This window comes from Bacteroidota bacterium, assembly GCA_016706865.1.
GTDB lineage: Bacteria > Bacteroidota > Bacteroidia > Chitinophagales > BACL12 > UBA7236.
In genome coordinates this window covers 2,168,622-2,194,736 of the sequence record JADJIS010000003.1, presented here as the reverse complement: position 1 = coordinate 2,194,736, position 26,115 = coordinate 2,168,622, and the positions used below count along the sequence as shown (strand labels likewise).

Annotated in this window: 18 protein-coding genes; 10 read left to right on the top strand and 8 right to left on the bottom strand. The window is 37.4% G+C overall.

All coding sequences use genetic code 11. From position 1 onward, the window contains the following. Positions 1–3 precede the first annotated feature (3 nt). Complete coding sequence (locus IPI31_18615; GenBank protein MBK7569834.1) at positions 4–1,314, bottom strand: amino acid permease; 1,311 nt, start codon at positions 1,312–1,314, stop codon at positions 4–6. Between the two features lie 417 nt (positions 1,315–1,731). Beyond that, the gene (icd, locus tag IPI31_18610) at positions 1,732–3,033 is read right to left on the bottom strand and encodes an isocitrate dehydrogenase (NADP(+)) (GenBank protein ID MBK7569833.1); all 1,302 of its coding nucleotides are present in this window, start codon (positions 3,031–3,033) and stop codon (positions 1,732–1,734) included. A 111-nt stretch (positions 3,034–3,144) separates the two neighbouring features. On the opposite strand from icd, the gene IPI31_18605 reads away from it, so the two are divergent. Next, entirely contained in the window at positions 3,145–4,545 is a 1,401-nt protein-coding gene (locus IPI31_18605; GenBank protein MBK7569832.1) for an amino acid permease, read from the top strand. A gap of 157 nt (positions 4,546–4,702) precedes the next feature. Here IPI31_18605 and IPI31_18600 read toward each other — a convergent pair whose 3' ends face one another. After that, positions 4,703–5,599 carry a hypothetical protein gene (locus IPI31_18600; protein ID MBK7569831.1) on the bottom strand — a complete coding sequence of 299 codons (897 nt, stop codon included), beginning with the start codon at positions 5,597–5,599 and terminating at the stop codon, positions 4,703–4,705. Positions 5,600–5,789: 190 nt separating this feature from the next. Between IPI31_18600 and ruvB the strand changes: the two genes are divergently transcribed. The 3 genes from ruvB (at position 5,790) to IPI31_18585 (ending at position 8,740) form a co-directional block, all read left to right on the top strand. Continuing rightward, positions 5,790–6,818: a Holliday junction branch migration DNA helicase RuvB gene (gene ruvB, locus IPI31_18595; protein ID MBK7569830.1), complete on the top strand. Its 1,029-nt coding sequence runs from the start codon at positions 5,790–5,792 to the stop codon at positions 6,816–6,818. A 124-nt stretch (positions 6,819–6,942) separates the two neighbouring features. Further along, positions 6,943–8,280 (top strand): T9SS type A sorting domain-containing protein, encoded by a 1,338-nt coding sequence (locus IPI31_18590; protein MBK7569829.1) that lies wholly within the window; start codon positions 6,943–6,945, stop codon positions 8,278–8,280. Positions 8,281–8,587: 307 nt separating this feature from the next. Further along, positions 8,588–8,740, top strand: coding sequence for a hypothetical protein (locus tag IPI31_18585; GenBank protein ID MBK7569828.1), 153 nt, complete (start codon positions 8,588–8,590; stop codon positions 8,738–8,740). A 148-nt stretch (positions 8,741–8,888) separates the two neighbouring features. Here the strand turns inward: IPI31_18585 and IPI31_18580 are convergent, their stop codons facing one another. Continuing rightward, a complete protein-coding gene (locus IPI31_18580) occupies positions 8,889–9,575 on the bottom strand; it encodes a PorT family protein (protein MBK7569827.1) in 687 nt (228 codons plus the stop codon). Between the two features lie 15 nt (positions 9,576–9,590). Here IPI31_18580 and IPI31_18575 point away from each other — a divergent pair, with 15 nt between their 5' ends. From IPI31_18575 to IPI31_18560, 4 genes are all read left to right on the top strand, one after another. Then, positions 9,591–9,869 (top strand): hypothetical protein, encoded by a 279-nt coding sequence (locus IPI31_18575; GenBank protein MBK7569826.1) that lies wholly within the window; start codon positions 9,591–9,593, stop codon positions 9,867–9,869. Next, positions 9,866–10,627: an MBL fold metallo-hydrolase gene (locus IPI31_18570; protein MBK7569825.1), complete on the top strand. Its 762-nt coding sequence runs from the start codon at positions 9,866–9,868 to the stop codon at positions 10,625–10,627. The genes IPI31_18575 and IPI31_18570 overlap by 4 nt, the downstream gene beginning before the upstream one ends. Positions 10,628–11,211: 584 nt before the next feature. Then, positions 11,212–12,531: an IS110 family transposase gene (locus IPI31_18565; GenBank protein ID MBK7569824.1), complete on the top strand. Its 1,320-nt coding sequence runs from the start codon at positions 11,212–11,214 to the stop codon at positions 12,529–12,531. A gap of 334 nt (positions 12,532–12,865) precedes the next feature. Then, positions 12,866–15,850 carry a T9SS type A sorting domain-containing protein gene (locus tag IPI31_18560; GenBank protein ID MBK7569823.1) on the top strand — a complete coding sequence of 995 codons (2,985 nt, stop codon included), beginning with the start codon at positions 12,866–12,868 and terminating at the stop codon, positions 15,848–15,850. A gap of 750 nt (positions 15,851–16,600) precedes the next feature. On the opposite strand, the gene IPI31_18555 is transcribed toward IPI31_18560, so the two are convergent. The 4 genes from IPI31_18555 to IPI31_18540 all read right to left on the bottom strand — a co-directional run bounded on the left by IPI31_18555 (position 16,601) and on the right by IPI31_18540 (position 24,000). Next, positions 16,601–17,923: a T9SS type A sorting domain-containing protein gene (locus IPI31_18555; GenBank protein MBK7569822.1), complete on the bottom strand. Its 1,323-nt coding sequence runs from the start codon at positions 17,921–17,923 to the stop codon at positions 16,601–16,603. A 241-nt stretch (positions 17,924–18,164) separates the two neighbouring features. Next, positions 18,165–19,862 carry a gliding motility-associated C-terminal domain-containing protein gene (locus IPI31_18550; GenBank protein MBK7569821.1) on the bottom strand — a complete coding sequence of 566 codons (1,698 nt, stop codon included), beginning with the start codon at positions 19,860–19,862 and terminating at the stop codon, positions 18,165–18,167. A 167-nt stretch (positions 19,863–20,029) separates the two neighbouring features. Continuing rightward, entirely contained in the window at positions 20,030–21,727 is a 1,698-nt protein-coding gene (locus tag IPI31_18545) for a gliding motility-associated C-terminal domain-containing protein (GenBank protein ID MBK7569820.1), read from the bottom strand. 152 nt (positions 21,728–21,879) lie between these two features. Next, a complete protein-coding gene (locus tag IPI31_18540) occupies positions 21,880–24,000 on the bottom strand; it encodes a sodium-translocating pyrophosphatase (GenBank protein ID MBK7569819.1) in 2,121 nt (706 codons plus the stop codon). A 223-nt stretch (positions 24,001–24,223) separates the two neighbouring features. On the opposite strand from IPI31_18540, the gene IPI31_18535 reads away from it, so the two are divergent. Together IPI31_18535 and IPI31_18530 are read left to right on the top strand one after the other, a co-directional pair. Beyond that, positions 24,224–25,870 (top strand): sodium-dependent transporter, encoded by a 1,647-nt coding sequence (locus IPI31_18535; GenBank protein MBK7569818.1) that lies wholly within the window; start codon positions 24,224–24,226, stop codon positions 25,868–25,870. Then, entirely contained in the window at positions 25,867–26,010 is a 144-nt protein-coding gene (locus tag IPI31_18530) for a hypothetical protein (GenBank protein MBK7569817.1), read from the top strand. Before IPI31_18535 ends, IPI31_18530 begins: the two co-directional genes overlap by 4 nt. Positions 26,011–26,115 lie beyond the last annotated feature (105 nt).

The following is a 26,115-nucleotide window of genomic DNA, read 5'->3' as shown; positions in this document are numbered from 1 at the left end:
CTTTTATTTTATTATTACCTTTCTCATCAGATAATACAAAGGCAAGCCCCCAATAAATATCAGAAAACCATAAAGTGCAGTTGTGCTATCATCAAGTATGGTATTGTAGGTTACAAATAACAATGTTACAATAAAAAGTAATGGAACGATGGGATATAATTTCATCTTAAAATCGCTGTAATCTTTTTCTGACTTCCTGCGTAAAATAAAAATTGCAGCTGCAGCACTCGCAAGACTTATACTGTCGATAAATAAAACATAATTTACAATATTCTCAAAACTTCCCAATAAAAATACAGAGGCTATCATAACACTTATAAAAAATGTCAACCCAAATTCTTGAACTTGCGTTTTTGTATTTACCTTTTTGAATATGGGAGGAAGAATTTTATCCTCCGCCATAGCATAATATACTCTAGGATTACTCATAACGGAAGTATTTAAAAATCCCAAAACGGAAGTAAATAATACTACAGAAATTATTGTTCCTCCAACAGGGCCAAGAAAAGCCTGTGCCAGGTCTTTTGCGATCAAAGGAGAGTTTTGCATTTGTTCAAATCCCAATACTTTAACATAGGCAAAATTGAGCAGGAGATATAAAAATATTACGATGCCTATTCCAGTAAATATAGCTCTGGGAATATTGCGTTTTGCATTTTCTACATCTGCTCCAAAATTTACTGTTTGTTGATATCCGCCATAAGTAAAAAATATGGAAATTAAACTAATTCCAAATGCCTGAATATAATTTATTTCACCAATGGATTTTGATATGGTAGTTTCTTCAGCATGTTTTCCAAAAATTGCGAAACAAAATACAAGTATCATAACTATCTTCAATACACTCAACACATTTTGAGTTCTTGCACCCATTTTAATTCCGGCATAATTTATCGCAAAAAGTAAAGTGATGATACTAACGGCAATTATTTTAATGATCAAACCGGGATCAGCTGCTTCCGGAAATAATACAGGTGTTATATATTCCGCGCCAATTATTGCAACGCCCGCACTACTTCCCGCATTAATTATAACCTGACTCCAGTTGAGCATAAATGCAAATGCAGGATGATAAGCATACGAAAATATTTTATAATATCCACCCGCAGCAGGCAAGCGCGCACCGATCTCCGCAAAAGTTAATGCACCACAAATAGAAATAATTCCACCAAATATCCATACCGCAAAAAATATTAATTCATTCCCCGATTTCTCTGCAACCAAAGCCGGAGTCCTGAATATCCCAACCCCAATTACCAAACTCACCACTATCATTGTAAGGTCGAATTGTTTTAGTTTGGGCTGGATGGACATGGGGTAAAGTTAAGGAGAAAAGGAGAGAGGAGGAGGGAGGAGAAAGGAGGGAGGAGAAAGGAGTAAGGAGAAAGGAGTAAGGAGTGAGGAGTAAGCAGAAGGAGTAAGTCTCCCAATTAATTGATTTCCCAAAAAACAAAAGCCATTGATTTAAATTTAATTGAAAAAAAAACCGGCGTAGCCGGTTTTTTTTTATCAATTAAATAGCGCAAGCGTTACGCTTGTGTAAAGTTCAATGAAGCGTCCCGCTTCCAAATCATTTTAATTTTGGTCAAAAAAAATAGGATCTGTTTTCAGATTCCATTTTAAAGCTTGAAATATTTAATTCTCGCCTAAGTCTGGCTGTTCAAATTGTCAATTATCAATTGTCAATTATTTTTTGGCTGTTCAAATTCTCAATTCTCAACTCTCAATTCCCTACATATTTTTAATGATCTCCTCCCCAAACTCACTGCATTTCAACAACGTTGCACCATCCATCAAACGATGAAAATCGTAGGTTACACGTTTGTTGGAAATTGCCTGTTCCATTCCTTTTAAAATAAGATCATTTGCTTCCTGCCAACCCATATATTCGAGCATCATGCATCCACTTAAAATAACTGATCCCGGATTTACTTTATCCTGATCGGCATATTTTGGAGCAGTGCCATGTGTAGCTTCAAAAATTGCATGTCCGGTTATATAATTAATATTTGCACCGGGAGCAATTCCAATTCCTCCAACCTGGGCTGCAAGAGCATCACTTAAATAGTCACCATTTAAATTTAATGTTGCGATCACATCAAAATCTTCCGGTCTTGTAAGCACTTGTTGTAATGTAATATCTGCAATTGCATCTTTAATAATAATTCCCGCACCCGGTTTGCCTTCCGGAATAATATGCCATGGTCCGCCATCCAATGGAACTGCTCCAAACATTTCTTTAGCTACCTGATAACCCCAATCGCGAAATGCACCTTCGGTATATTTCATGATATTACCTTTATGTACTATGGTAACTGTTTTTTGTTTGAATTTTATTGCATAATCAATAGCGGAATAAATTAAACGTTCACTTCCTAAAAAACTAACAGGTTTAATTCCAATACCCACCATTGCATCAACATCTCTTTGAGGTGCACCCACACTTTCCAATTGTTTTTGCCATTCCTCAGATTTTTGTTTATCACCAAAACGAATTTTCTCAAATTCTTTGGGAGCATTTTCCTTGAGCCAAACTAAAAATTTGGATGCAAGATCACCGTTTGCCTGCCAGTCGATTCCCGTATAAATATCTTCGGTATTTTCTCTGAAAATCACCATACTCACTAACTCGGGATGTTTTACCGGGGAAGGAACACCCGTAAAATATCTTACAGGGCGCAAACACACATATAGATCAAGGATCTGGCGTAAAGCAACGTTTAGTGAACGCATTCCGCCACCAACCGGTGTGGTAAGCGGACCTTTGATCCCAACTAAATATTCTCTGAAAGCATCAAGTGTTGCATCCGGAAGCCAATTTTGGGTCTGATTGAAGGCTTTTTCTCCTGCAAGCACCTCCATCCATTCTATTTTGCGTTTTCCGCCATAGGCTTTTTCAACAGCAGCATCAAAAACCTTAACAGATGCCTTCCAGATATCAGGACCTGTTCCATCTCCCTCTATAAATGGTATTATCGGATTATCCGGTACAGTTAATTTTCCATTCTGAATTGTTATTTTTTGACCCGCCATGTTGATTTTATTTTTTTTAATGTCCGCCTTTGTTGGCTTACAGGCTGCAAAGGTAATTAATCCATTTGCAGATTGCAGGAGAACAATAATATTTTTTTGTAATGTTACACGATGAATGAAAAACCACAACTCAAAAGGGCATTGGGCTTATCCACTGCCATACTTTTAGTTATTAGTTCCATGATCGGTTCAGGGGTATTCAAAAAAATAGCCCCGATGAGTGCAACATTGATGGATAATAATTTGATCTTATTGGCATGGATACTTGCAGGTATAGTATCCATGTTTGGCGTATTCAGTTATTCGGGTTTGGCAACCCTAACTGAGGAGGGTGGTGGTCAATTTGAATATTTCAGGATCATTTATGGAAAGTTTTTTGCGTTTTTATTCGGATGGACCTGTTTTTTTGTAATTCAGTCGGCATCTATATCCTCCATAGCATTTGTATTTTCAGAATCAGTTAATAATTTATTTAATTTCAAGGATCCAACGGAAGGATTAAAGGATGTAAAACTTTTTAATTATATATTCCCATTTCAAAATTCCGGAGTTAAAATATTCGCAATATTCACCATCATCGTATTAACTGTAATAAATTATTTTGGTGTAAAAAAAGGAGGATTGTTAAATGATATTTTTTCTTACACTAAAATTGCCGGAATTGTATTTTTAATTGTAATTGGTTTTTTATTGGGGGGAGATGCGGGTGCAATTGATGCAGCAACAAATCCCATGATCAAACCTGAAGATTTTAATCTTATTTCAGCAATGTTCACAGCAATGCTTATGGCTTTTTGGGCGTACGACGGGTGGATAAATCTTGCCTATATGGGAGGAGAAGTAAAAGATCCCAAAAAGAATATTCCCATTGCCATTATAGGTGGAACAGCAGCTGTAATGATAATATATGTAGTGGTAAATTATGTATATATGCGCGTAATGCCTATAAATAATTTTATTGAAATTAATAATGCCGGCAATCAGATCGCTGCTGCCGAAGTTGCAAAAGAAATTCTGCCTGGTATCGGATTTACAATAATTTCTATTCTCATTATGATCTGTACCTTCGGGGCTACAAATGCAAGTTTAATGAGTTCGCCTCGAATTTATCATCGCATGGCATCTCAGCAATTATTTTTTAAAAGTTTTGGGAAGGTGCATCCTAAATTTCATACTCCGCATATATCACTCTTTTTTCAAATGATATGGTGCAGCATTTTAGTTATTTCCGGCACCTTCGACCAGCTTACCGATATGCTTATTTTTGCATCCTTTATTTTTTATGGTGCCGGTGCTTTAGGATTGATTATAATGAAGAGAAAAGGTAAGATCACAGCAAAAGTTTTTGGTTATCCTTATGTGCCTGCAATTTTTGTTTTGTTCTGTATTTGTCTTACCATCAATACAGTAATAACAGCTCCTGAGGTAAGTTTAACTGGATTAAGTTTCTTCTTAATTGGTATTCCGGTTTATTATTTTTTGAAAAAACAATATGCAAAAACAGAAGCTTAAAATATTTTTTAATTTAATAAAAAAACCAACAGCATTTACACTGTTGGTTTTTTTTATCTTTAATATTAATGCAGTTCAATTTCCTTAAAAAAAGAAAGGGATCCAAATGGATCCCTGTTCTTAGATAATACTTCTCTTACAGCCATTATTAGAAGTATCAATCTGTCAGCACAACCAGAAACTTACTTGATTTCCAGAATTCATCCGGATTATCAATTTTAATTTCTTCAATTGTTTTATCACCTTCTACAACTGTATAAGAAGAAGTAGAGTGGGTAGTTATAACTTTAGCACTTTTAGAGTTGATAGATAATTCTTTAAAGTTTCTGATATCAACTTTTGTAAAGGCACTTGCATCAAAATTGTTTACTAATTCTTTGTTTGAACCTATTCCTATAAATCCACCTTCTTTATCAACAACTCCTAGTTCTTTTAATTCTTTGTATGATCCTGCAATATAGTATGCAGTGTTCAGATCTTCAGTTTGTTTAGCAATTACGTTCGCTTGTTCAGTTGTTTGAACTTCTAATTGTTGTTTAGCAGTAGATACAGTTGTTAATTCTGTATTTAAAGAAACGATCTGGTAATTTGCTTTTTCTAGTTCACCTTTTAAGGCAAGTAGATCAGATTCCTTAATTGTTAACTGTTCGTTCAACATCGCGATTTGTTCATCCAATTGTTTTACTTTGAAATTGCTGTTTTTGTATTTTTTATCAAGTTCAGCAACTAATTTTTTGTTTTTCTGAATTAGTTCATTCAAAGTTTTGATGCTGGCGATCATTTCATCTTTTTGTTGTTGTTTTGATCTGCCTTCGCTGTTCAGATTGGAATTAATAATTCCTTCTGTTCTTTTGATCTCCATTAATGAAGAGTCAATTTCGTTCATCATCCCCATATACTCTCCTATTTCATTTACTGCTGCATCCCAACCAGATTTATATTCTGCGCTTTGATTTGACAAATCGCTGTTTTGTTTTGTAAGATCATCGATTTTACCTTGGTTACATGCGAATAAGAAAGGCATAAGTCCGAACACTAAAAGATACTTTTTCATAATTTTATAATTTGTATTGTCTATTGAAAATAATTTGCCAAGTATTTCATTTGGGCTAAAACCCTTTGAAATCAAGCATTTCTAAAATAATTTATAAAAGTAGATATATATTTTATGTGGAAATACTCCTCACAATGTGGAAAATATAAAGGTATGTTTTGAATAACATACACACTATCTTTGATCCCAAGTGCAAAATCCTAATTTAGATCCTACTGAAGATAACCTGTCAAACTCCGAAAAAGAGCTGGAGAAAGTGCTTCGTCCACAAGGATTTTTTGAATTTCAGGGACAGGATAAGTTAGTGGATAACCTAAAAGTATTTATAACTGCAGCCAAACAAAGAGGGGATGCACTTGATCATGTTTTATTGCACGGCCCTCCTGGATTAGGAAAAACTACTCTTTCATACATCGTTGCCAATGAATTAGGGGTTAATATGAAGATCACCTCAGGACCGGTATTGGAAAAACCGGGTGATCTGGCCGGACTTTTAACAAGTCTTGAAGCAAGGGATGTATTATTTATAGATGAAATTCACCGTTTAAGCACCGTAATAGAAGAATATCTTTATCAGGCTATGGAGGATTTTAAGATCGATATCATGATTGAATCCGGTCCTAATGCAAGATCTATCCAAATCAACCTTAATCCATTCACACTCGTTGGTGCAACTACACGTTCCGGAATGTTAAGTTCTCCATTGCGTTCACGTTTTGGTATCACATCACGTATCGAATATTACAAAACAGATGTCCTCCAACAGATAGTGGAAAGGTCATCCGATATTCTCAATACCAAAATTACCTCCGACGGAGCCTATGAAATTGCCCGCAGAAGTCGCGGTACACCGCGGATCGCAAATAATTTATTGCGAAGGATAAGAGATTTTGCTCAGGTAAAAGGCAAAGGCATCATTGATATGGAAATTGCGAAATTCGGGTTGAATGCGTTGAACGTAGATGAACACGGGCTTGATGAAATGGATAACAGAATCCTTACCGATATAATAGATAAATTTGGAGGAGGTCCAGTAGGATTAACAACCATCGCCACAGCTGTAGGGGAAGAACCAGGAACCATAGAGGAGGTGTACGAACCATTTTTGATACAGGAAGGCTACCTAAAACGCACCCCCAGAGGGAGAGAAGCTACCGAAAAAGCCTACAAACATCTCAATAAAATTCCTCCCTCAGCAAATTATAAATTATTCGAATAAATGGGGTAAGCATCCTATGTTATTATTTGTTCGTCTATAAATAAACAATTTTGTCGAAAAAATTATTAATATCTTTGCAAATAATCCTATCAAAACATAACCCATCAAAAACAAACCGTCTAAAATGAAACTACTGAAGTACTTATTAATTCCAAGCCTTGCTTTTTTCGGAATAAATACCATGCAACTTTCTGCTCAAAGCAATTGCGATTTTCCGAATACAGGCTTAACCCCTTTTCTCGACCTCCAAACTGGATATTATTTGGGTTACCAGGCCGGATTATATCCGGGTGGATCCAATGAACTTACAGGACCCCATTTGAAAAGTGGAAAAACTATCGCAAATGGAATAAAACCATTAGATGGTGATGGCAATATAAACTTTGGAGATGGAGTAGTTCTGGTTGCAGGATTCGGCCCATCAGTTCCCGGCCATATTTACAACAAATTTGTTGAGCATGTTCGCACACCTTCAGATAAATACGACCTCAATCCCTGTCTTGATGCTTTGAACCTTTGTGTAGGTGGAAAAGATATCGGTTATGCAACAATCGATTCCACTTCCGACAGTTATTGGGAAAGTTTAGTTCAAAAAGTTTATGACGTTGGTTATACTCCTGAACAAGTTCAAATTGGATGGATGTATTTTAATTCGAAAGGTTTGACCGTTCCACCCATCTTTCCTGACAAAGCTTTAGAAACCAAAGCACTGGATATTATTTTCATAAATAAAGCAAAGGAACATTTTCCCAACTTGAAAATTATGTATATAAGTTCACGCCACTTTGGAGGTTATGCCGATACAACCATTGTGGAGTATTATTCACTTGCTGAACCAACCTCCTATCAAAATAGCTGGACAGTAAAATGGCTCGTGGAAGAGCAGATCAATAACACTAATCCAATGCTGCAATATAAAGGAGCTAATCCCAAAGCACCATATATAATGTGGGGTCCGAATTTTTGGTGCGATGGTGATGCAAAACGCGATTACGATGATAAAAAATACATCTGCGAATTATCATACTCCGCTTCAGATGGTTATCACCTGAGCGATCAACAGGATTCAAAAGATGCATTGGATATTCTTGATGTTATGTATTATGGTAATGTAGGTAAACAATTTACTAAAAATAGTGCAGTTTGGGAAAATTGTATTCCCTGGTTGGATACACTGGCTGGTGGTTTGAGAGAAAAACCTGAGGTAGCAACAATAAATAATCTCACCATTTCACCTAATCCCGGATATGATGAATTTTATATCGGACTGCCCAATGAAAATTACCCTGCAGAAATTACAATTCTGAACGAATTAGGACAAATTGTAGATAAATTTTATCACGAGGAAAATTTTTCAACTTCAGTATTAATTGATATGAGTGGAAAACCAAATGGAATTTATTTTGCGAAAGTGATGATGAATAATAAAATATCAACCTTGCGATTTATTAAGCAGGGATAAAAAAAATAATTTATAAATTAGAAGGGCAACAAATAATTGTTGCCCTTTTTTTATGGTAATAATAGGAAATAAAAAATAATATCGAATAAAGAACAAGGAATAAAGAACATTAATCGGATTCTTAGCCGAAAGAAATTGCTTCGAATGGAGCGATGTAGTAAATTAATAATTCACGGAACACCACCATGAAAATTTTCTTTTTACTGAAAATTAAATACTCCAATGGCGTGGAGGCTCTTGATCTATCGAAAGAACATTTGGAGAATTAGCCGGAAGAAATTGCGAGGTAATTTATTTTGCAGAAACTATGAAAAAACGTAAAGGAAACGTCTTCCCCTATGGGGAAGATAAGAGATGGGGCCCGAACCTGAGGGGAATAAAAAATAACAATCAAAAAATAAAAAATCCGTCAGTTGACGGACAGGCATTAATCGGATCTCAACCCTTAAAATTTTGCTAACCATGTAAATTTATACTAATCGAAACGGAAAACACAGAACGCAGAACTCTGAACGCAGAACTCTGAACCCAGAACTCAGAACTCAGAACCCAGAACTGAAACATGTAGTGATCGACGCAGGAGATCTACTACATGTCAGAACTCAGAACTAAAAATAATAAACCCCTCTCAAAGTCAACAACCTGTTAACCAATCCCACCACTGTCGGATTTGGAGAATCACCAACAGCTGTAATTGAACCCTGATATCTCGCATTAATTCCCCAATGTTTATTCTCTCCCAATAAAAATGTTCCTCCTACAATATAACTTATTTCATCCGTGTAAATTGCTTCGGTATTATTATTTAATATTCCATTTATTTCCTCCTTTACAGAAAATAATCTTCCATAAGCTGCACCGGCTTGAAAAATAAGTCGGTTCTTGTCGTTGTAATTTGCCATTATCGGAACTTCAACATAATTCATTGCCAGATAATACGTATTGTAATTATTTGGATCAGGTTTGGTTCTGCTTCCTTTTTGAGAAAAAAGAACTTCCATACTTACATTCCAGTTCGGTGAAAAATTGACATGAACAATTGGCCCAACATTGATACCCAGTTTATTAAATCCAGCATAATTGTCACCATCCACCTGCGAAAAATTAAATCCCGCAGAGATTCCACCTTCAAAAACGTGAAATGTGTTGTCGTCTTTTTCCCCCGCATTTATCTGAGCGCGAACAGAAAAAGAGATCATTAAAATCGTGATTAATATATTTATCCTCATATTATGTGCATTACTTATCTTTTTATCCCAATAATAGCTGCTTACTTTTGACGTTATAATTTGCAAATAACGTAAATATTCATGTTTAAATATACAATACATACTTTGAAGAAGGTGGAGGACCTGTTAAAAGAGTCCGGTTACATAGTTCGTTACGAACGTGGAAATTTTACTGCGGGATATTGTATTTTAGAAAGCAGGAAGGTGATCGTGATCAACAGATACTACGAAACAGAGGCCCGAATTAACAACCTACTGGAAATAATCGGTAAGATAGGCGTGGATGAAAACGAACTAAGTGAATCATCACGCGACTTTTATCACGAAATGGCATCGCAAACACAAACAGTTAAAGTTTGATCATAACTATTTTAGGTTCAGGCACTTCCGGTGGCGTCCCCATGATTGGTTGCCATTGTGAGGTGTGCTCCAGCGGCGATTCCCGCGATAAAAGATTAAGAACTTCCATTTTACTTCAGATCAATAATAAAAACTTTGTTTTTGATGCAGGCCCCGATTTTCGACAGCAAATGTTGCGCGAAAAGGTCGATACTCTGGAGGCTATCATTTTTACACACCCTCATCGCGATCATACTGCCGGACTGGATGATGTGAGAGCTTACAACCATTTTCAGCAGAAGGCAATGGATATATACGTTACAGCCGAAACTGAAAATTCCCTGCGAAAAGAATATCACTATGTTTTTAATGATGTGTGGTATCCCGGATTGCCAAAGATCAACTTTTGCCCAATTACAAATACTCCATTTAATATCTCGGAAATAACCTTCATTCCCATTGAAGTAATGCACTATAAAATGAAGGTTTTCGGTTATAGAATTGAGGATTTTACCTATATAACTGATGCAAATTTTATTTCAAACGAAGAGAAAAGTAAAATTTTTGGATGTAAAGTACTGATATTAAATGCATTGCGAAAAGAAAAACACATTTCACATTTTAATCTGGAAGAAGCCCTGCAATTGATAGAAGAATTGAAACCTGAAAAGGCTTATCTCACTCATCTTTCCCACCAAATGGGAAAACATGCTGAGGTTACTAAAGAACTGCCCGAAAATGTATTTATTGCCTATGATGGCCTGCAGATCGAGTTATAAGTTGACCAAACTCAGAGATCGCGCTTGATTGGGATTTAAGATTCCATCCATAATACAGGATTTTTGATCCGCCATTAAAATTTATGGAGCTGACAGTGGGCATCAGCATGTGGCTTTAATGTCCCTTATGCGCCGCCACATCAAAATAAAATCTCCAATGGTAGTAGGATTTGAGCGAAAATAAGCGCCCTCATTATGTAAAATCTTAAATTGATTAAAGAGTTAATTCCATTTCGAAGCAGATAATTATTAGTTTGTCGTGGCGCCTTTTTCGCTCCGGGTGGCAAGCATTAGGGACATAAAGCTGCATGGTGAAGCCCTTGACTTTTGGCGCCACCTTTTGGTCAAGTCATTAGTAAACACATTTACCAATCCAATGAAGTAACTTTCGTAAAAAAAAGTGGCTCTGTCCTAAAACCGAACCTTTTGTTGTTGCTTAGAGCACGAGGTCAAGTCTGGTATTGCATTCTTTTGACAATCCTTTTGGTGGTAGCTAATGCTAACCCCGTTTAAGAGCTTACTATAATCAGTAGAATGCGAACAGAGTCACTTATAATTAATTGTTCACTTAAAATTAATTAATTATGAAAACAAAAAAGGCATTCAAAATTATTCATCCTTATGCTGCAGGGATAGATATTGCCAGTAAAGAACATTTTGTTGCAGTGAATCCTGAATTAGAAGACGAGCCAATTCAATCGTTTGGGGCACATACAGAGGATCTCTACGCTCTTTCAAAATGGCTTAAGAAATGCAAAGTCGATACTGTGGCGATGGAGGCTACCGGTATTTATTGGGTGAGTTTATTTCTCATATTAGAAGAAGCCGGATTTGATGTGGTACTTGTTAATGCCCGGCATGTAAAAAATGTTCATGGAAAAAAAACTGACGTAAAGGATGCTGAATGGATTCGACAATTACATAGTTGCGGATTATTAAGTTCCAGTTTTCAACCGGATAATTATACCCGTACATTAAGGTCATATGTAAGGCATAGGAAAAATTTAACCGACATGGCGGCCACCCATAAAAACAGAATGCATAAGGCATTGGAATTAATGAACATTAAAGTGCAACATGTCATCACTGATATCACAGGTAAATCAGGGCAGGAAATTATTAGAGGAATCATTAATGGAGAAAGAAATCCGGAATTACTTGCCAAATATTGTGATGGAAGAATTAAAAAAAGCAAGAAGCCCGAGATTATAAAATCACTGCTAGGAGTTTGGAAAGACGAACATATTTTTGAACTCCGTCAGAGTTTTGATTTATATTATATATATCAAAAAATGATCAACGAATGTAGTGTTAAAATTGATGCTCTATTAAAACAAAAATTAGCCGAAAATATTCAGAGTGTACAAGTCCAACCTCAATTACAAGAACCCCAAATGAGTGATCCAAAAGATGTATTGAAAAGTATTTTGGGTGTTGATATTACAGCATGTTATGGATTAACCGAAAAGAATTCTGTTGAGATACTAAGCGAAATCGGGTTTAACGTACACAAGTGGCCCACTGCCAAACATTTTACATCGTGGCTAAATTTAGCACCGAATAATAAAATAACGGGTGGTAAGGTAATAAAAACACGCAGGGACAAAAAGCGAAATTACGCCGGTCAGTTATTTAAAATAGCAGCAAATTCAATACAAAGAAGTGATCATTGGCTTGCTCATTTCTACCGCCGCATCAAAGCTCGTTCAGGAGCGGGGAAGGCGAATGTAGCCACCGCAAGAAAATTAGCAGTCATTTTTTACAATATGCTTAAACATAAAATGGAGTTTAATCCACTCCCCAATGCTGAATATATCAAACGGCAAAATCAACAGCAGCTGAAGAGGATGAACAAACAAGCAGTAAGATTAGGAATGATACTGGTACCTATCCCAACATCCTAAAATTATGGCAGTATGGTAATATTCAAATTTATTGAAAATCAACTGATTAGAATAGAGTTACTTAAGAACAAAAGGTGGCAAAATTGATGTGAATCATATTTTAATTATACTGAGATGGATTTACCAATAGAAGAACACCTTTAAAACTATTTAAAGTAATTTTGAAAGATTACTGATTTCCAGTAAATGAAGGTGTGTCGTTTAAATGTGACTTGACAATGACAACCTGAACAATTATCTTTGTAGAGCGTTAAATTTGTTAACGCCCAAATTTGAAAAACGACCACTGCTTATTATACTCAAATTTTAAACAATTAAACCTACACGTCAATCTATGAAGAAAGTGCTTACACTCCTCGCGGCAGTTGTTTTTCTGTCCGCAATTAACGCCCAGGTTGCACACCAAAAAGACCCTTACACAAAAACATTTATTCAAAACACAAAACGATTGCCAAATCAGCAAATTCAAACCGAATTGCGAAAAAGTGATGCATGGCAGAGTTTTAAACAAGCGCATGGCGATTGGTGGGTTGAATTTAATGAACAAACCGGAACACCACATCGCGCATTCGGAACTCCAATTGTTGCAAGCGGTGCAACCCCTGAATTACAAGCACTTAATTTTTTGACAACAGAATTGAAAGGGTTTAATGTAAAAAGCAGTGATCTTGCCCTTTTAGCAAATAATACAACTGAAAAGTATCATTATGTTACTTACATTCAACAATATAATGGTCTCGACATTTTATGGAGTGAGGCTACTGTTCGTTTGAGTTTAGCAGGTAAAGTGATCATGTTTGGATTAGATGTTTATGATGGCATCTCTATTTCTACAGTACCAGGAATAAGTTCTGAGGGCATTAAATCATATGCTTCCGCAGATTTTGCAATTCCGGTTAACGAAATTACTGTTAATCCAGATTTAAAAATACTTCCTGTTTCAGGAGAAGCCGGTTTAGAATATAAACTGGTTTATGAGGTTACCGTAAATACCATTAATGCTAATAACATTCCTGGTAAATACTATTCTTTGGTGGATGCAAATACCGGTAAAGTATATTATCGCCAAAATGAGGTAAAAGAATGTGGTTCTTTTTTAATGTCAGCTGATGTGCAGGTGAATAGTGATATTACGGATAATCCTTTGGTAGCTCCTATTAACAGAGGACTTCCATACTTACGTGTTGAAATTGATGGTGAGGAATATTTTACAGATGCTAATGGTCTTCTAACCGTAAACACCGTTACAAGCCCAACTCCTGCAACTATCGACCTTATCGGTAAATATGCAAGAGTAAGTCAGGGAACCGGCGCAACAAATATTGAAAGCATTGATATCATCTTGAATCCCGGTGTTAATCTCATCGAATTTGATGAAGAATCCGGAGCAATGCCTTCGGAGGTTTCAGCTTATTATTGGCAAAATATTGTTCACGATCATATGAAATTCTATTTCCCCACTTTTACTGATCTTGACGTTGATCAGCTGATTCGTGTGGAAAGAAATGATGGAACCTGTAATGCTTTTTACGACGGATCAAGCACAAATTTTTATGAAGATGGCGGTGGATGCCCTTCCACAGGTTTATTTAACGATGTGGTAATGCACGAATATGGTCATGGTATCAATTCTGATCTTTATCTTGATCTTGGAGATCCGGGTGGGATGGGAAATGGCGCCATGAACGAAGGTTATGCTGATCTATGGGGGATGACTGTTACAGATAATCCTATTTTAGGTCAGGGATTTTTAGGTGGCGCAGGAACAAATGTGCGCAGGTACGACGTAGAACCTAAAGTTTATCCTGAAGACCTTGTTGGTGAGGTGCATGCAGATGGTGAGATAATTGCCGGTGCTTGGTGGGATGTAAATGAGAATTTTGGTGGAGATCTTACAACTATGACTGCCCTTTGGTTACAAACTTTTAGCGCAACAGTGGATGGTGCCGATGGTAATGAAGGGGAGATATACAGAGATGTTTTATTGGAAGCATTAATTGCTGATGATGATAATGCAGATCTTGGTGACGGAACTCCAAATGATGATATAATTACCGATGCTTTTTGTGAGCATGGTATTACCTTAATTGGTAATATAGGACTAGACCACACTGAATTTACAGCACCTGTAGAAGTGGATGTACCGTTAGTAGTGGAAACTGATCTTGAAGTTGATTTTCCTGAATACATAGGTTCTGCTTCCTTATTTTACAGAACTACTGGAGCCGGTGCTTATACAGAAACTATAATGACCGAAATTGCCGGAACTACCTATCAGGGAACTATACCTGCGCAAGACCAGGGAACAATTATTGAATATTATTTTAAAGTAGAAGATACTAATGGTTGCGGTGGAGTTGTATTACCTATGAATGCTGATCTTGCAGTAGAACCAAACCTTCCATATTTTGCAATTGTTGGTTACGAATTAATTGAGTTTGAAGATTTTGATAATGAGTTTGGAAGTTGGGAAGTGGATCCCTTTGGAACTGATGGGTTTCATACTGGTTTATGGGATGTAAATACGCCAATTCCATCTACAGATGCTACAGGTTATGAGGTTCAAACTGGTGAAGATCATACTGCTGGATCAGGAAACCTGTGTGCATTTACTGGTAACGCTGGTCTGTTTGATGGTGTAGGAACAGAAGATGTTGATGAAGGTAATTCAACTATTAGAGCACCATTTTTTGATTTGACAGATTATGTTGATCCCGTATTTACATATTATAGAAGATATTCAAATGCGTCTCCTACAAGTGCAAATCCAGGAAATGATGTTTGGCAAGTATATATCACTGATAACGGTTCAGACTGGATTAGAGTAGAACGAACTCATACGGAAGATAATACCTGGAGAAGAAATACTGTTCGTGTTTTAGATTATGTGGATCTCACAGAAGATGTTTCCTTTATTTTTATTGCCTCGGATAGTTTTTATGTTGACCCAGATAACTTGAATGGTGGAAGTTTAGTTGAAGCTGCTTTAGATGATTTATTTCTTTACGACTTAGCAGATGGAATTATTGATACAACAGAAGATACAACCCAAAATGCAATTGAAGAAGAATTAATTATTTCAGGAATTTTCCCTAACCCTGCAAATGAAAGTGTTAGTATTTTCTTCAACGATATTTCAGGTGATGTAGAACTTGTTTTATCAAATGCAATTGGAGAGATGATATTGACAGAAAATTTAAATGCAATTGCAAATACATCTTACACAATTAATACTTCACAATTTCCACAAGGAATTTATACATTAAGTGTAAAAAATGAAGGAACGATCCAAAATAAACGGATCATTATACAGCATTAAATAAACTAAAAGTAAATATTTCAAAAGGCGCTCTGTTTTACATGAGCGCCTTTTTTAATTGGGTGAATGGGGAGTGGTGAGTATGATCCGAGCAGGATCAAAACTCCGCTTCACGCTTCACGATTCACGAAAGCCCGTGGTTGGTGAAAAACACACAACCACGGCGTACTCCACGGACTCACGATTCACGATTGACGATTCACGAAAATGAGTAATGAGTTATGCCCGCCCGGATGACCCGGTCGGACGGGAGTAATGAGTTTGTTCCTGCAGGGATTAAAACTTCCAATCCACCAGTAAATGGTGAGTGGTGAGTATGATCCGAGCAGGATTAAAACTCACGCTTCACGCTTCACGATTCACGAAAGCCGGTGGTTGGTGAAAAACACACAACCACGGCGTACTCCACGGACTCACGATTCACGATTGACGATTCACGAAAATGAGTAATGAGTTATGCCCGCCCGGATGACCCGGTCGGACGGGAGTAATGAGTTTGATCTTGCAGGGATTAAAACTTCCAATCCACCAGGAAATGGTGAGTGGTGAATAGTGAATATGCTCCGAGTAGGATCAAAACTCACGCTTCACGCTTCACGATTCACGAAAGCCGGTGGTTGGTGAAAAACACACAACCACGGCGTACTCCACGGACTCACGATTCACGATTGACGATTCACGCCTCACGATTCACGAAAAAAAAAAGCACCTGATCTCTCAAGTGCTCTTTTTATTAAATTTATTTCAATCTCAATTAACCACGATCGATCTTGCTAATTGCATTCCGTTTCCGTCGGCTTTAATATGATAAATTCCCGCAGGTAAATCATCTATTTGAACATGAACAGATACATCGCCAATACCTTTCAAAATTGTTTCCTCAAAAACAATTTGTCCTTGATTATTAACTACTTTTATAAAACGAGGTTCTTCAGAAGTATTATAATAGGAGATATAAAAATTACCTGTATTTGGTGAAGGGTAAACTGTTAATTCATCTTCAAAATAATTTGACGACTCCTCATTAAAGATCGCAGAACCATCTGCATTTCTCATTGCAGGATCACAAGCTGCCCAAGCCGGTCCGTTTCTGAACCAATTTTTTGAACTGGAATTATAATATAAGAAATCGATCAACATTGATGCTTCTTTTTCTTTACCTGATTCCGCAAGATGAAATCCACCGCCATCTGGTTCGTAGTCAGAACATACCCAACTCAAACCATCCGTTGCCCTTGGATTAACACCGTCAGCCCAATAATAAGGTCCCCAACTTAACCATGGCGCCTGTAAACCGGCACCTTTAAATGCAAGTTCCGGATTACCCATGATCTGATCCTCAATCACCCATTTAACTGAAAAACCACCGTAATATGCAGCAGGTTCACCTGCAAGATCAGCATTATCTGAATCTTCTCCCGCATATCCACCATAAGCATGACTTCCTATATAAAGAATTTTCAGATTTGGAAAATTTTCCTTTAATCGTTGAATAGAAGGAATATATTTTTCATAAATAGCATCTGCCTGTAGAGGAAATTCAGGAATGGAATCATCTTTCGAAGCGGTTTTTATCCAGGCGATCTGCACCTGAGCTCTGGTTAGGCCTGCATCAGGAATAAGAGAGTCAGTTAGATATTCCCAATACCAGTCATGAAAAGGAGGAATCATGGTTTCTAATCCCTTTCCTCCCATGCATAAATTCACAAATTTCAAACATGGATTATAAAGATCAGGTGTACCATTTACAGTAGATTTAAAAGTATTAAAGGTATTTCCGGCTGTGGAAGCACCAAAGCCTGCAAAAACAACCACTCCATTTTCAAAGTCAACTGCTCCATCGGCATTAAGCGGTTTAATGGAGTTGCCAATAGTTTTACCTGCCTTTGCATGTCCTGCAGGCATAACATTTGACCCACCGGGATACAAACCACCCTGTGCACCGAAATAAAATCCAGTACCGAGGTCATTTATTGGAATATTACCGGTTGATGTGTTATCGCAATCAACTTGCGCAATTAATGGAATGGCGAACACAAACTGAACTGCCAAACACGTTAAAATCGTTTTCATTGTGAGCATAAAGGTTTTTTTATTTTTAATTTTTGAGTGAAGTTAAAATTGTGTGTATAGAAGGATTTTATTTTTTGTAATATAAAAATAGGTATTAAATTGAATTTACAATAATTATGTAACTTAATATTTATGGAAAGTACTTAACAGGATTAGTTATTTAGCTTTTTGAGCCTAAAAATAAAGCCATTAATTACAGACCTTACTATAATTAATGGCTTTATGATTTCTCTTAATTCATTTACCGGAGAAGTGCTAAAGTTCCTGTTTTCACAACAACATCGCCAAATTGATTAGTAGCTTTTATAATCACAACGTAGGTTCCAACTTCCTGTTCCAGACCTCTGTAATTTCCATCCCATCCGAGATTTGGATCGTTACTGAAATACAAGATCGATCCCCAGCGACTGTAAATGGAAAAGTCGGTAATTTCTCCCAATCCGACAAAACTTGGTCTGTAAAGATCATTTACTCCATCACCATTCGGTGTGAAAGCATTTGGAGTTGCTATATCTGATTCTTCAATAACAAAAATGGTAATGTAATCAGTATCCTGACAACCATTTGCATCAACTCCAATAACCATATAAGTAGTAGTATCTTCTGGAAAAGCTGTCGGATTTGAAATAAGTGGGTCAGATAATGTTTCAATTGGTGTCCATGTATAAGATACGCCTCCTGTGGCATTTAACTGTGCAAATCCACCTAAAACCATGATCTGATCTTCACCAGCATCTATTAGAGGAAGAGGAAAAAGTGTAACAACAACATCATCGGTATCAGGACAACCAAATTCATTATAGGCAATAAGTGAATAATACATATTGGTTGCAGGAGTTATAACCCAAGGATCTTCTAAAGTTGGATCATCCAGGTATGATGGAGGAGACCACAAATAAGTAAAACCGCCGGAACCGTCAAGCTGCACATTATTGCCTACGCAAACCTGTTGATCAGGTCCTGCATCAGCTACAGGAGTGCCTGCAATTGTAATTTCGAAAGAAGATAAATATTCGCAACCTGCAAAGACTACGGTATTGGTTACTTCGTATACGCCTGGCAATGAAGCCCCAAGGTCAATTTCTCCTGTAATTGTATCAATTACTAAACCGGTAGGAGATGCTGCAAATATTCCGGTATCAGCACCAACATCGAAGATCGGAAATTGATTGTCCTCAAACTGACAGTATACAGTATCACTATATTCAAAATAAGTACTTACAAAGAAAGGCTCAGCAGTATTTGCAAGATAATGTAAAATATTTTTACGCATATTGGAAGCATGCGGAGCTGGATCATGCCATGATGTAACGGTCATTCCACCGAAGATCACAATTCCTGAACCGTATGTCATTTCTGATGCTAATGAAGAAGATCCACCATTATCTATTAAAACAAATCCACATGGAACCTCTACCGTGGAGTGACCAAAGTAATTGCCATCCCAAACTAGTCCAGTTGGAACATAAGGCCCGTTAAAGATTGGATGTAAGGGTGCTGCAGCGTAACCGGTTGAAGTATAATCAGGATAAACCAGAGTTGCACCATTAAAACCCCAATCCATATCTGTACCTTCGTTTGGTGCTGCGTTCATAAATAAATGTCCGCCTGCATAAACCCAATTTTGTATAGTAGTCATGTTTGCAGTGAAAAAATCATCCATATCGATGGCATGATCATCACCTCCCTCCATAAACACAAATTTGGAAGTTGGGCCAAATGCCACAGCTGGATCTACAGTGCTGTAATATCCTGAATTCCATACTCCGGCGCCAAAAACGGCATCCATCTCTGTAATATTATCGTTGAGTATTGGTGCCCAGGTCCATGGCTCCGGTGGAGTTCTGCGTAAATACCACACCTCAGTTTGAGAAAATAATTCACTTACTGTGCAACTTAAACTAACTAAGAAAAATAATGAGAGGAGAACTTTTTTCATAATGGTGTATTTAGATTTTGACTTTTTTTCATAGATTATCCCTATAAAGTTAAACATTTTTTGAGAAGTCAAAACTTTTTATAAAAAAATTATTGTTGAGTAACCGAATATGACAATAAACTAACCAATTTAACTACCCCCTAATCAGTTCGCATCCTGTTGAAAATTTATCGCACCAGAGTAAAATTACCTTGATAATTAAGTGGAGTACCTTCACCGTCTATCGCCTTAAATTTATAAATATAACTTCCAATGGGTTGTACCTTGTCTTCTACTTTACCATCCCAACCCTTAGTGAGATCAGTATTATTCTGATACACCAATTCTCCCCACCTGTTATAAATTGTAAGGTCAAAGGAAGCTACTGTTCCGATTGCAATTGCCTGAAAAAAATCGTTTATTCCATCACTATTCGGAGAAAATGCATTGGGAATTCCTATAATTGCATCATCTCTTAAAATAACATGTACGGAATCCATTCCGGTGCATCCATTTTCATCTGTTCCATAAACATAATAAGTCGTGTTTTCAGTGGCATAACTCAAGGGATTATAAATGTTAGGGTCAGATAAACTTTCAACAGGAGTCCAGGTATAACTTTCACCTCCACTTGCGGTGATCATAACATAACTTCCCAATAAAATATATTGATCTTCTCCGGCATCGATGATCGGGTCGGGAAACAATAAAACAGAAACATCATCCGTATCAGTACAACCATTTATATCGGTAACAACTAATTCATAATACATTTCATTTGGTGGATTTATCACGTTTGGTGTTGCGCTGTATTCATCGTCGAGATATACAGAAGGAACCCAAACATAGGTTTCACCTCCACTACCTTCAAGTTGTGTTGTTCCATATCTGCAAATTGTAACATCCTCACCTGCATCTGCAACCGGTGGTTCTACAATAGAGATGGTAGTTTGTGCGGAGTCACTTTTACATCCTATTCCCAAAAAATTATTACTGATAGAATAGGTTCCGGGAAGCGATGCGTCAATATCAATTGCTCCCGTAATTTCATCAATAACCAATCCGTCAGGTTCTGCAGCAAAGGTTCCTGTATCGGCTCCCGGAGAAAAGATCGGGAAATAGATCTCAGTATCATAGGAACAAAAAATATCATCAGCATAACTAAAATCAAGAAAGGCATAGGAGGCCAGATATTTCATAACATTCAACCGCATATTAACCGCATCCGGAATCGGGTCATGCCATGCAGTAACCGTCATGCCGCCAAAAATAACTTTACCTGCACCCCACGATTTTTCTGCCATTACCACGGCTGAAAATTCATTTGTAATCAAAGGAATTAAATCAGGTCCGTCAATGGTGGCATGCCCAAAATAAGGACCATTCCAGCTGCTGCCTACGGGAGTATAGGGACCATTAAATATTGGATGTGCAAGGTCTACCCCTGTTCCGGTGCTGGTAAATGACGGATAAATGAGCGTAACACCATCAAACCCAAAATCAATATTGCCACCCTCGTTAGGAGCGGCGTTCAAAAACAAACTTCCTCCTGCAAAAACCCAATCCTCAATAAGGGTAATATTATCGCTGAGAAAAACATTTAACTCATCAGCATGATCATCTCCTCCCTCCAAAAAAATAAAACAGGAACTTGGCCCGAATGCTTCTATAGGATCAACTTCATCAAAATAGGCTGAATGCCATTCATCAACACCAAACACTTCATCCATTTCGGTCATATTGGAATTTAATATCGGCGCCCATGTCCAGGGTTCAGGTGGAGTTCTGCGGATATACCATGACTCCGTTGCCTGAGCAAAAAGATTTTGGTCGGAAATAAATAAAGTAATTAAAACAAAAATGAAAAGTGAAGAGCGGAAATTCATATTGCGTGGTTTTATTGTTTAAAGATACGGTAAGTTACGTATCCTTCTAATTGCAATATAAAAATAAAAAAAAATGACCAGCACTTGTCACCTCACGGTAAAAAATGCTGATCAATTAAATTATTTAACTATAAATTATATTGTTCTATTAATTACAAATAAGCTGCAATAATTAAACTTACAATACTCATCAACTTAATCAAAATATTCATGGAAGGACCGGAAGTGTCTTTAAAAGGATCACCAACGGTATCTCCCGTAACGGAAGCCTTATGTGCATCAGAACCTTTATAATGAATTTCACCGCTAATAGTTGCACCTTTTTCAAACGATTTTTTAGCATTATCCCAAGCACCACCGGAATTACTTTGGAACATGGCCATTAGCACTCCGCTAACAGTTACACCTGCAAGAACTCCACCTAAAATTTCTGCGGAACTCACACCATCGAAAACTCCTTTTAGTCCAAATCCAATTAATACTGGTGTTCCCAAAGCTAACAAACCAGGTAGGATCATCTGACGCAATGCTGCTTGAGTGGAGATCGCAACACACTTTTCGTATTCAGGTTTAGCAGTGCCTTCCATAATTCCCGGTATTTCACGGAATTGACGGCGCACTTCCTCCACCATACTCATTGCCGCATTTCCAACTGCTTTGATCGCCATGGATGAAAATAAGAAAGGTATCATCCCCCCAACAAATAAACCTGCTAAAACAGGTGCTTTATAAATATCAATTCCATCAATATCAGCTACACCCACAAAAGCAGCAAATAAAGCCAAAGAAGTTAATGCTGCAGAAGCAATGGCAAATCCCTTACCAATCGCAGCTGTAGTGTTTCCAGCGGCATCAAGCACATCTGTTCTTTCGCGTACTTCCTTAGGAAGATCACTCATTTCAGCAATTCCACCTGCATTATCAGCAATAGGACCAAATGCATCAATGGCAAGTTGCATAGCCGTTGTAGCCATCATACCTGCCGCTGCAATCGCAACACCATATATTCCTGCAAACGAAAAGGAAGCAACAATTCCAAAGGCTAAAACCAGAATCGGCAACATGGTCGATTGCATACCCATTGCCAATCCACCAATAATATTCGTAGCATGTCCGGTGGAGGATTGACGAACAATCGACATAACCGGTCGTCTTCCCATGGAAGTATAAAACTCTGTGATAATGCTTATCAGGGTTCCAACAACCAATCCAACAATAATTGCAAAATAAATATCTAAAGCAGTGAAAGTTATAAGCGAATCACCCATATGCATTTCGCCAGCAGGCATTATGTTCATTACAATAAAATAACTGGCAATGGCTGTAATTGCAATGGAAGCCCAGTTTCCCATGTTCAATGCCTTCTGCACATTTCCACCTTCTTTAACTCGCACAAAAAAAGTTCCTATTACAGAAGCGAGAATTCCCATACCGGCAATTACCATAGGTAAGATCATGGGAGCCATTCCGCCAACGGTATCATCCGATATAATTTCTCTGCCCAAAACCATGGTAGCAAGAACTGTAGCCACATAGCTACCAAACAAATCGGCACCCATTCCTGCCACATCTCCAACGTTATCACCTACGTTATCGGCAATTGTAGCCGGGTTTCTTGGATCATCTTCAGGTATTCCTGCTTCTACTTTTCCAACAAGGTCGGCACCCACATCGGCTGCCTTTGTATAAATTCCACCACCCACACGGGCAAATAATGCAATACTTTCAGCACCAAGCGAAAATCCTGTTAAAACTTCCAGTGCTTTTTCCATTTCAGGTCCATTTACGGAACCTCCGTCAACAAACATAAAATACAGTACTATAAATAAGGAGCCAAGTCCTAGAACAGCCAAACCTGCAACACCTAAACCCATAACTGAACCTCCGGCAAAGGAAACGCGTAATGCTTTTGATAAACTTGTCCGGGCTGCCTGAGTGGTTCTCACATTGGCACGGGTAGCAATTTTCATCCCGATAAATCCTGCAAGACCGCTAAATATCGCTCCTATAATAAAGGCTATTACAATAGTAGGATCACTTCTTTCATTTGTGGTTGATAACCATCCTAATAAAACGGATGCTATAACAACATAACCACCTAAGATCAGATATTCGGCTTTCAAAAATGCCATCGCACCTTCACTAATATACCCTGCTATTGTTTTCATACGGTCGTTTCCGCTATCCTGACGGTTGACCCAAACAGCAACAATACCCATATAAAGCAATGCAAAAATTCCGAGAACGGGGATCAAATAGACAATAAGACTCATAGAATTGGATTAATTTAAGAGGCGGCAAAGGTAGGCATAAGCACTTGGAAAGAAAAACATCTACATTTCTTTTAGACATTTTTTTTATTTTTTTTTCGAAAACCTCCTTAATTATAGGCTTTAACAGCATTTTTTTATCAATAAATTACCATTAACATTTCATTTTTTACTAAAAATTTCAAAATGTCGTATTTTGAGCCCGAATTATCAATCAAATAGGCATATGACACAACAAAAAGAAGCATGGGGATCGAGGGTTGGACTTATTCTGGCGATGGCAGGTAATGCTGTTGGTTTGGGTAATTTTCTACGATTTCCTGTTCAGGCGATCCAGAATGGTGGCGGGGCTTTTATCATCCCTTATCTGGTTTGTTTTTTATTAATGGGAATTCCGCTGTTATGGGTGGAATGGGCCTCCGGAAGATTTGGTGGAGTAAGCGGTAATCACTCTACTCCTTTTATTCTGAATAATATGGATAAAAGGAAATTTTGGAAATATATTGGTGTATTCGGAATTTTTACAAATTTGGCTGTAGCAGCATATTATTGTTACTTGGAAAGCTGGACTCTCTCCTGGGTGTGGCATTCTGTATCAAGATCCTTTAGTGGCCAAAGTCAGGATGAGGTTGCCTCCTTTTTTACCAATTATGTTTCGCTAGGAACAATGGAACCGATTATTTTTTGGGTAATTTGTTTATTGTTAAATACCTGGATACTCTCCAAAGGTTTGAGCGGAGGAGTGGAAAAGGTTGCAAAAATTGGAATGCCGCTTTTAATTGTATTCGGTGTTTTCCTGGCTATAATGGGAGTTTCACTCCAGTCAGGTTCACATGGTGCTACCAATGGAGGCTCAGTGGGTTTAAATTTCTTATGGACACCTGATTTCTCTACAATATGGAATCCTAAAGTATGGCTCGCAGCAGCAGGACAAATATTTTTTACACTTTCTGTAGGAATGGGGTCTATTCAATGTTATGCATCCTATGTTCGTAAAAAAGATGATATAGCATTAAATGCAATGAGTGCCGGATGGATGAACGAATTTGTGGAAGTTGTTTTAGGCGCAGCAATAATAATTCCGATCTCTGTTGGATATTTAGGAATTGACAGAGTTGTGGAACTTACACAAAGTGGTGGACTGGGACTTGGATTCAGAACCTTGCCATATTTGTTTGAACAATGGGGAACTGTACTCGCAATTATTTGTGGAGTATTCTGGTTCGGATTATTATTTTTTGCAGGTATAACATCTTCTCTTGCAATGGGTACACCGTGGATGGGATTTATGCGCGATGAATTTGGATGGAGTCGTCAAAAAGGTGCATGGAGTTTTGGTGCAATTGTATTAATTCTTGGTTTACCTACTGTTTTATTTTTTAATCAGGGAGTATTTGATGAATATGATTATTGGGCAGGAACAGTATCGCTAGTGGTATTTGCTCTTGCAGAGATCATTTTATTTTCATGGGTATTTGGAATGAACAGGGGATGGGCGGAAATAACTTCCGGAAGTGATATCAGAATTCCAAAAGTATTTCGATTTATTATTAAATGGGTGACTCCCTTTATGTTGTTATTTGTATTTTTAGGAGCATTAATTACTCCGAAAGGAAACGATTGGGTGGGAGCTTTTAATAATGGTTGGCAACTGGATAATGGTTCTATTATAAAACAAATTACCAATTCAGGATTGAGAGAGCAGATAGCTGCGGCTCAAACCGCCGGCGACCTTGAAACGGTGGCAGTTTTGGATGAAAAATTATTATATATTACCGGTGCCAGATTATTATTGCTGGCAGTATTTTTAGGTATTGGATATTTAGTATTTATCGCATATCGTAAACGCGTAAAACAAGGGAGGATAGAATGAGTAGCGAAGCATTAATTATGATGATCTCAACGATCTCAGTTGTAGCCATTGTTACAACTTATTTCTTTTGGAAGGTATTAAAAACACCACCTAAATCGGAACCCGATTCGTATGAGGATAATGATGATGTAAAGAGATAATTTATTTATTTTGATTTGGCGATTGCCAATTTGGAAAATCGATTATAATCTTAAGAAATATCAATAATTATTGTAGTTAAATATTTTATTTTATTGCAGTGATAA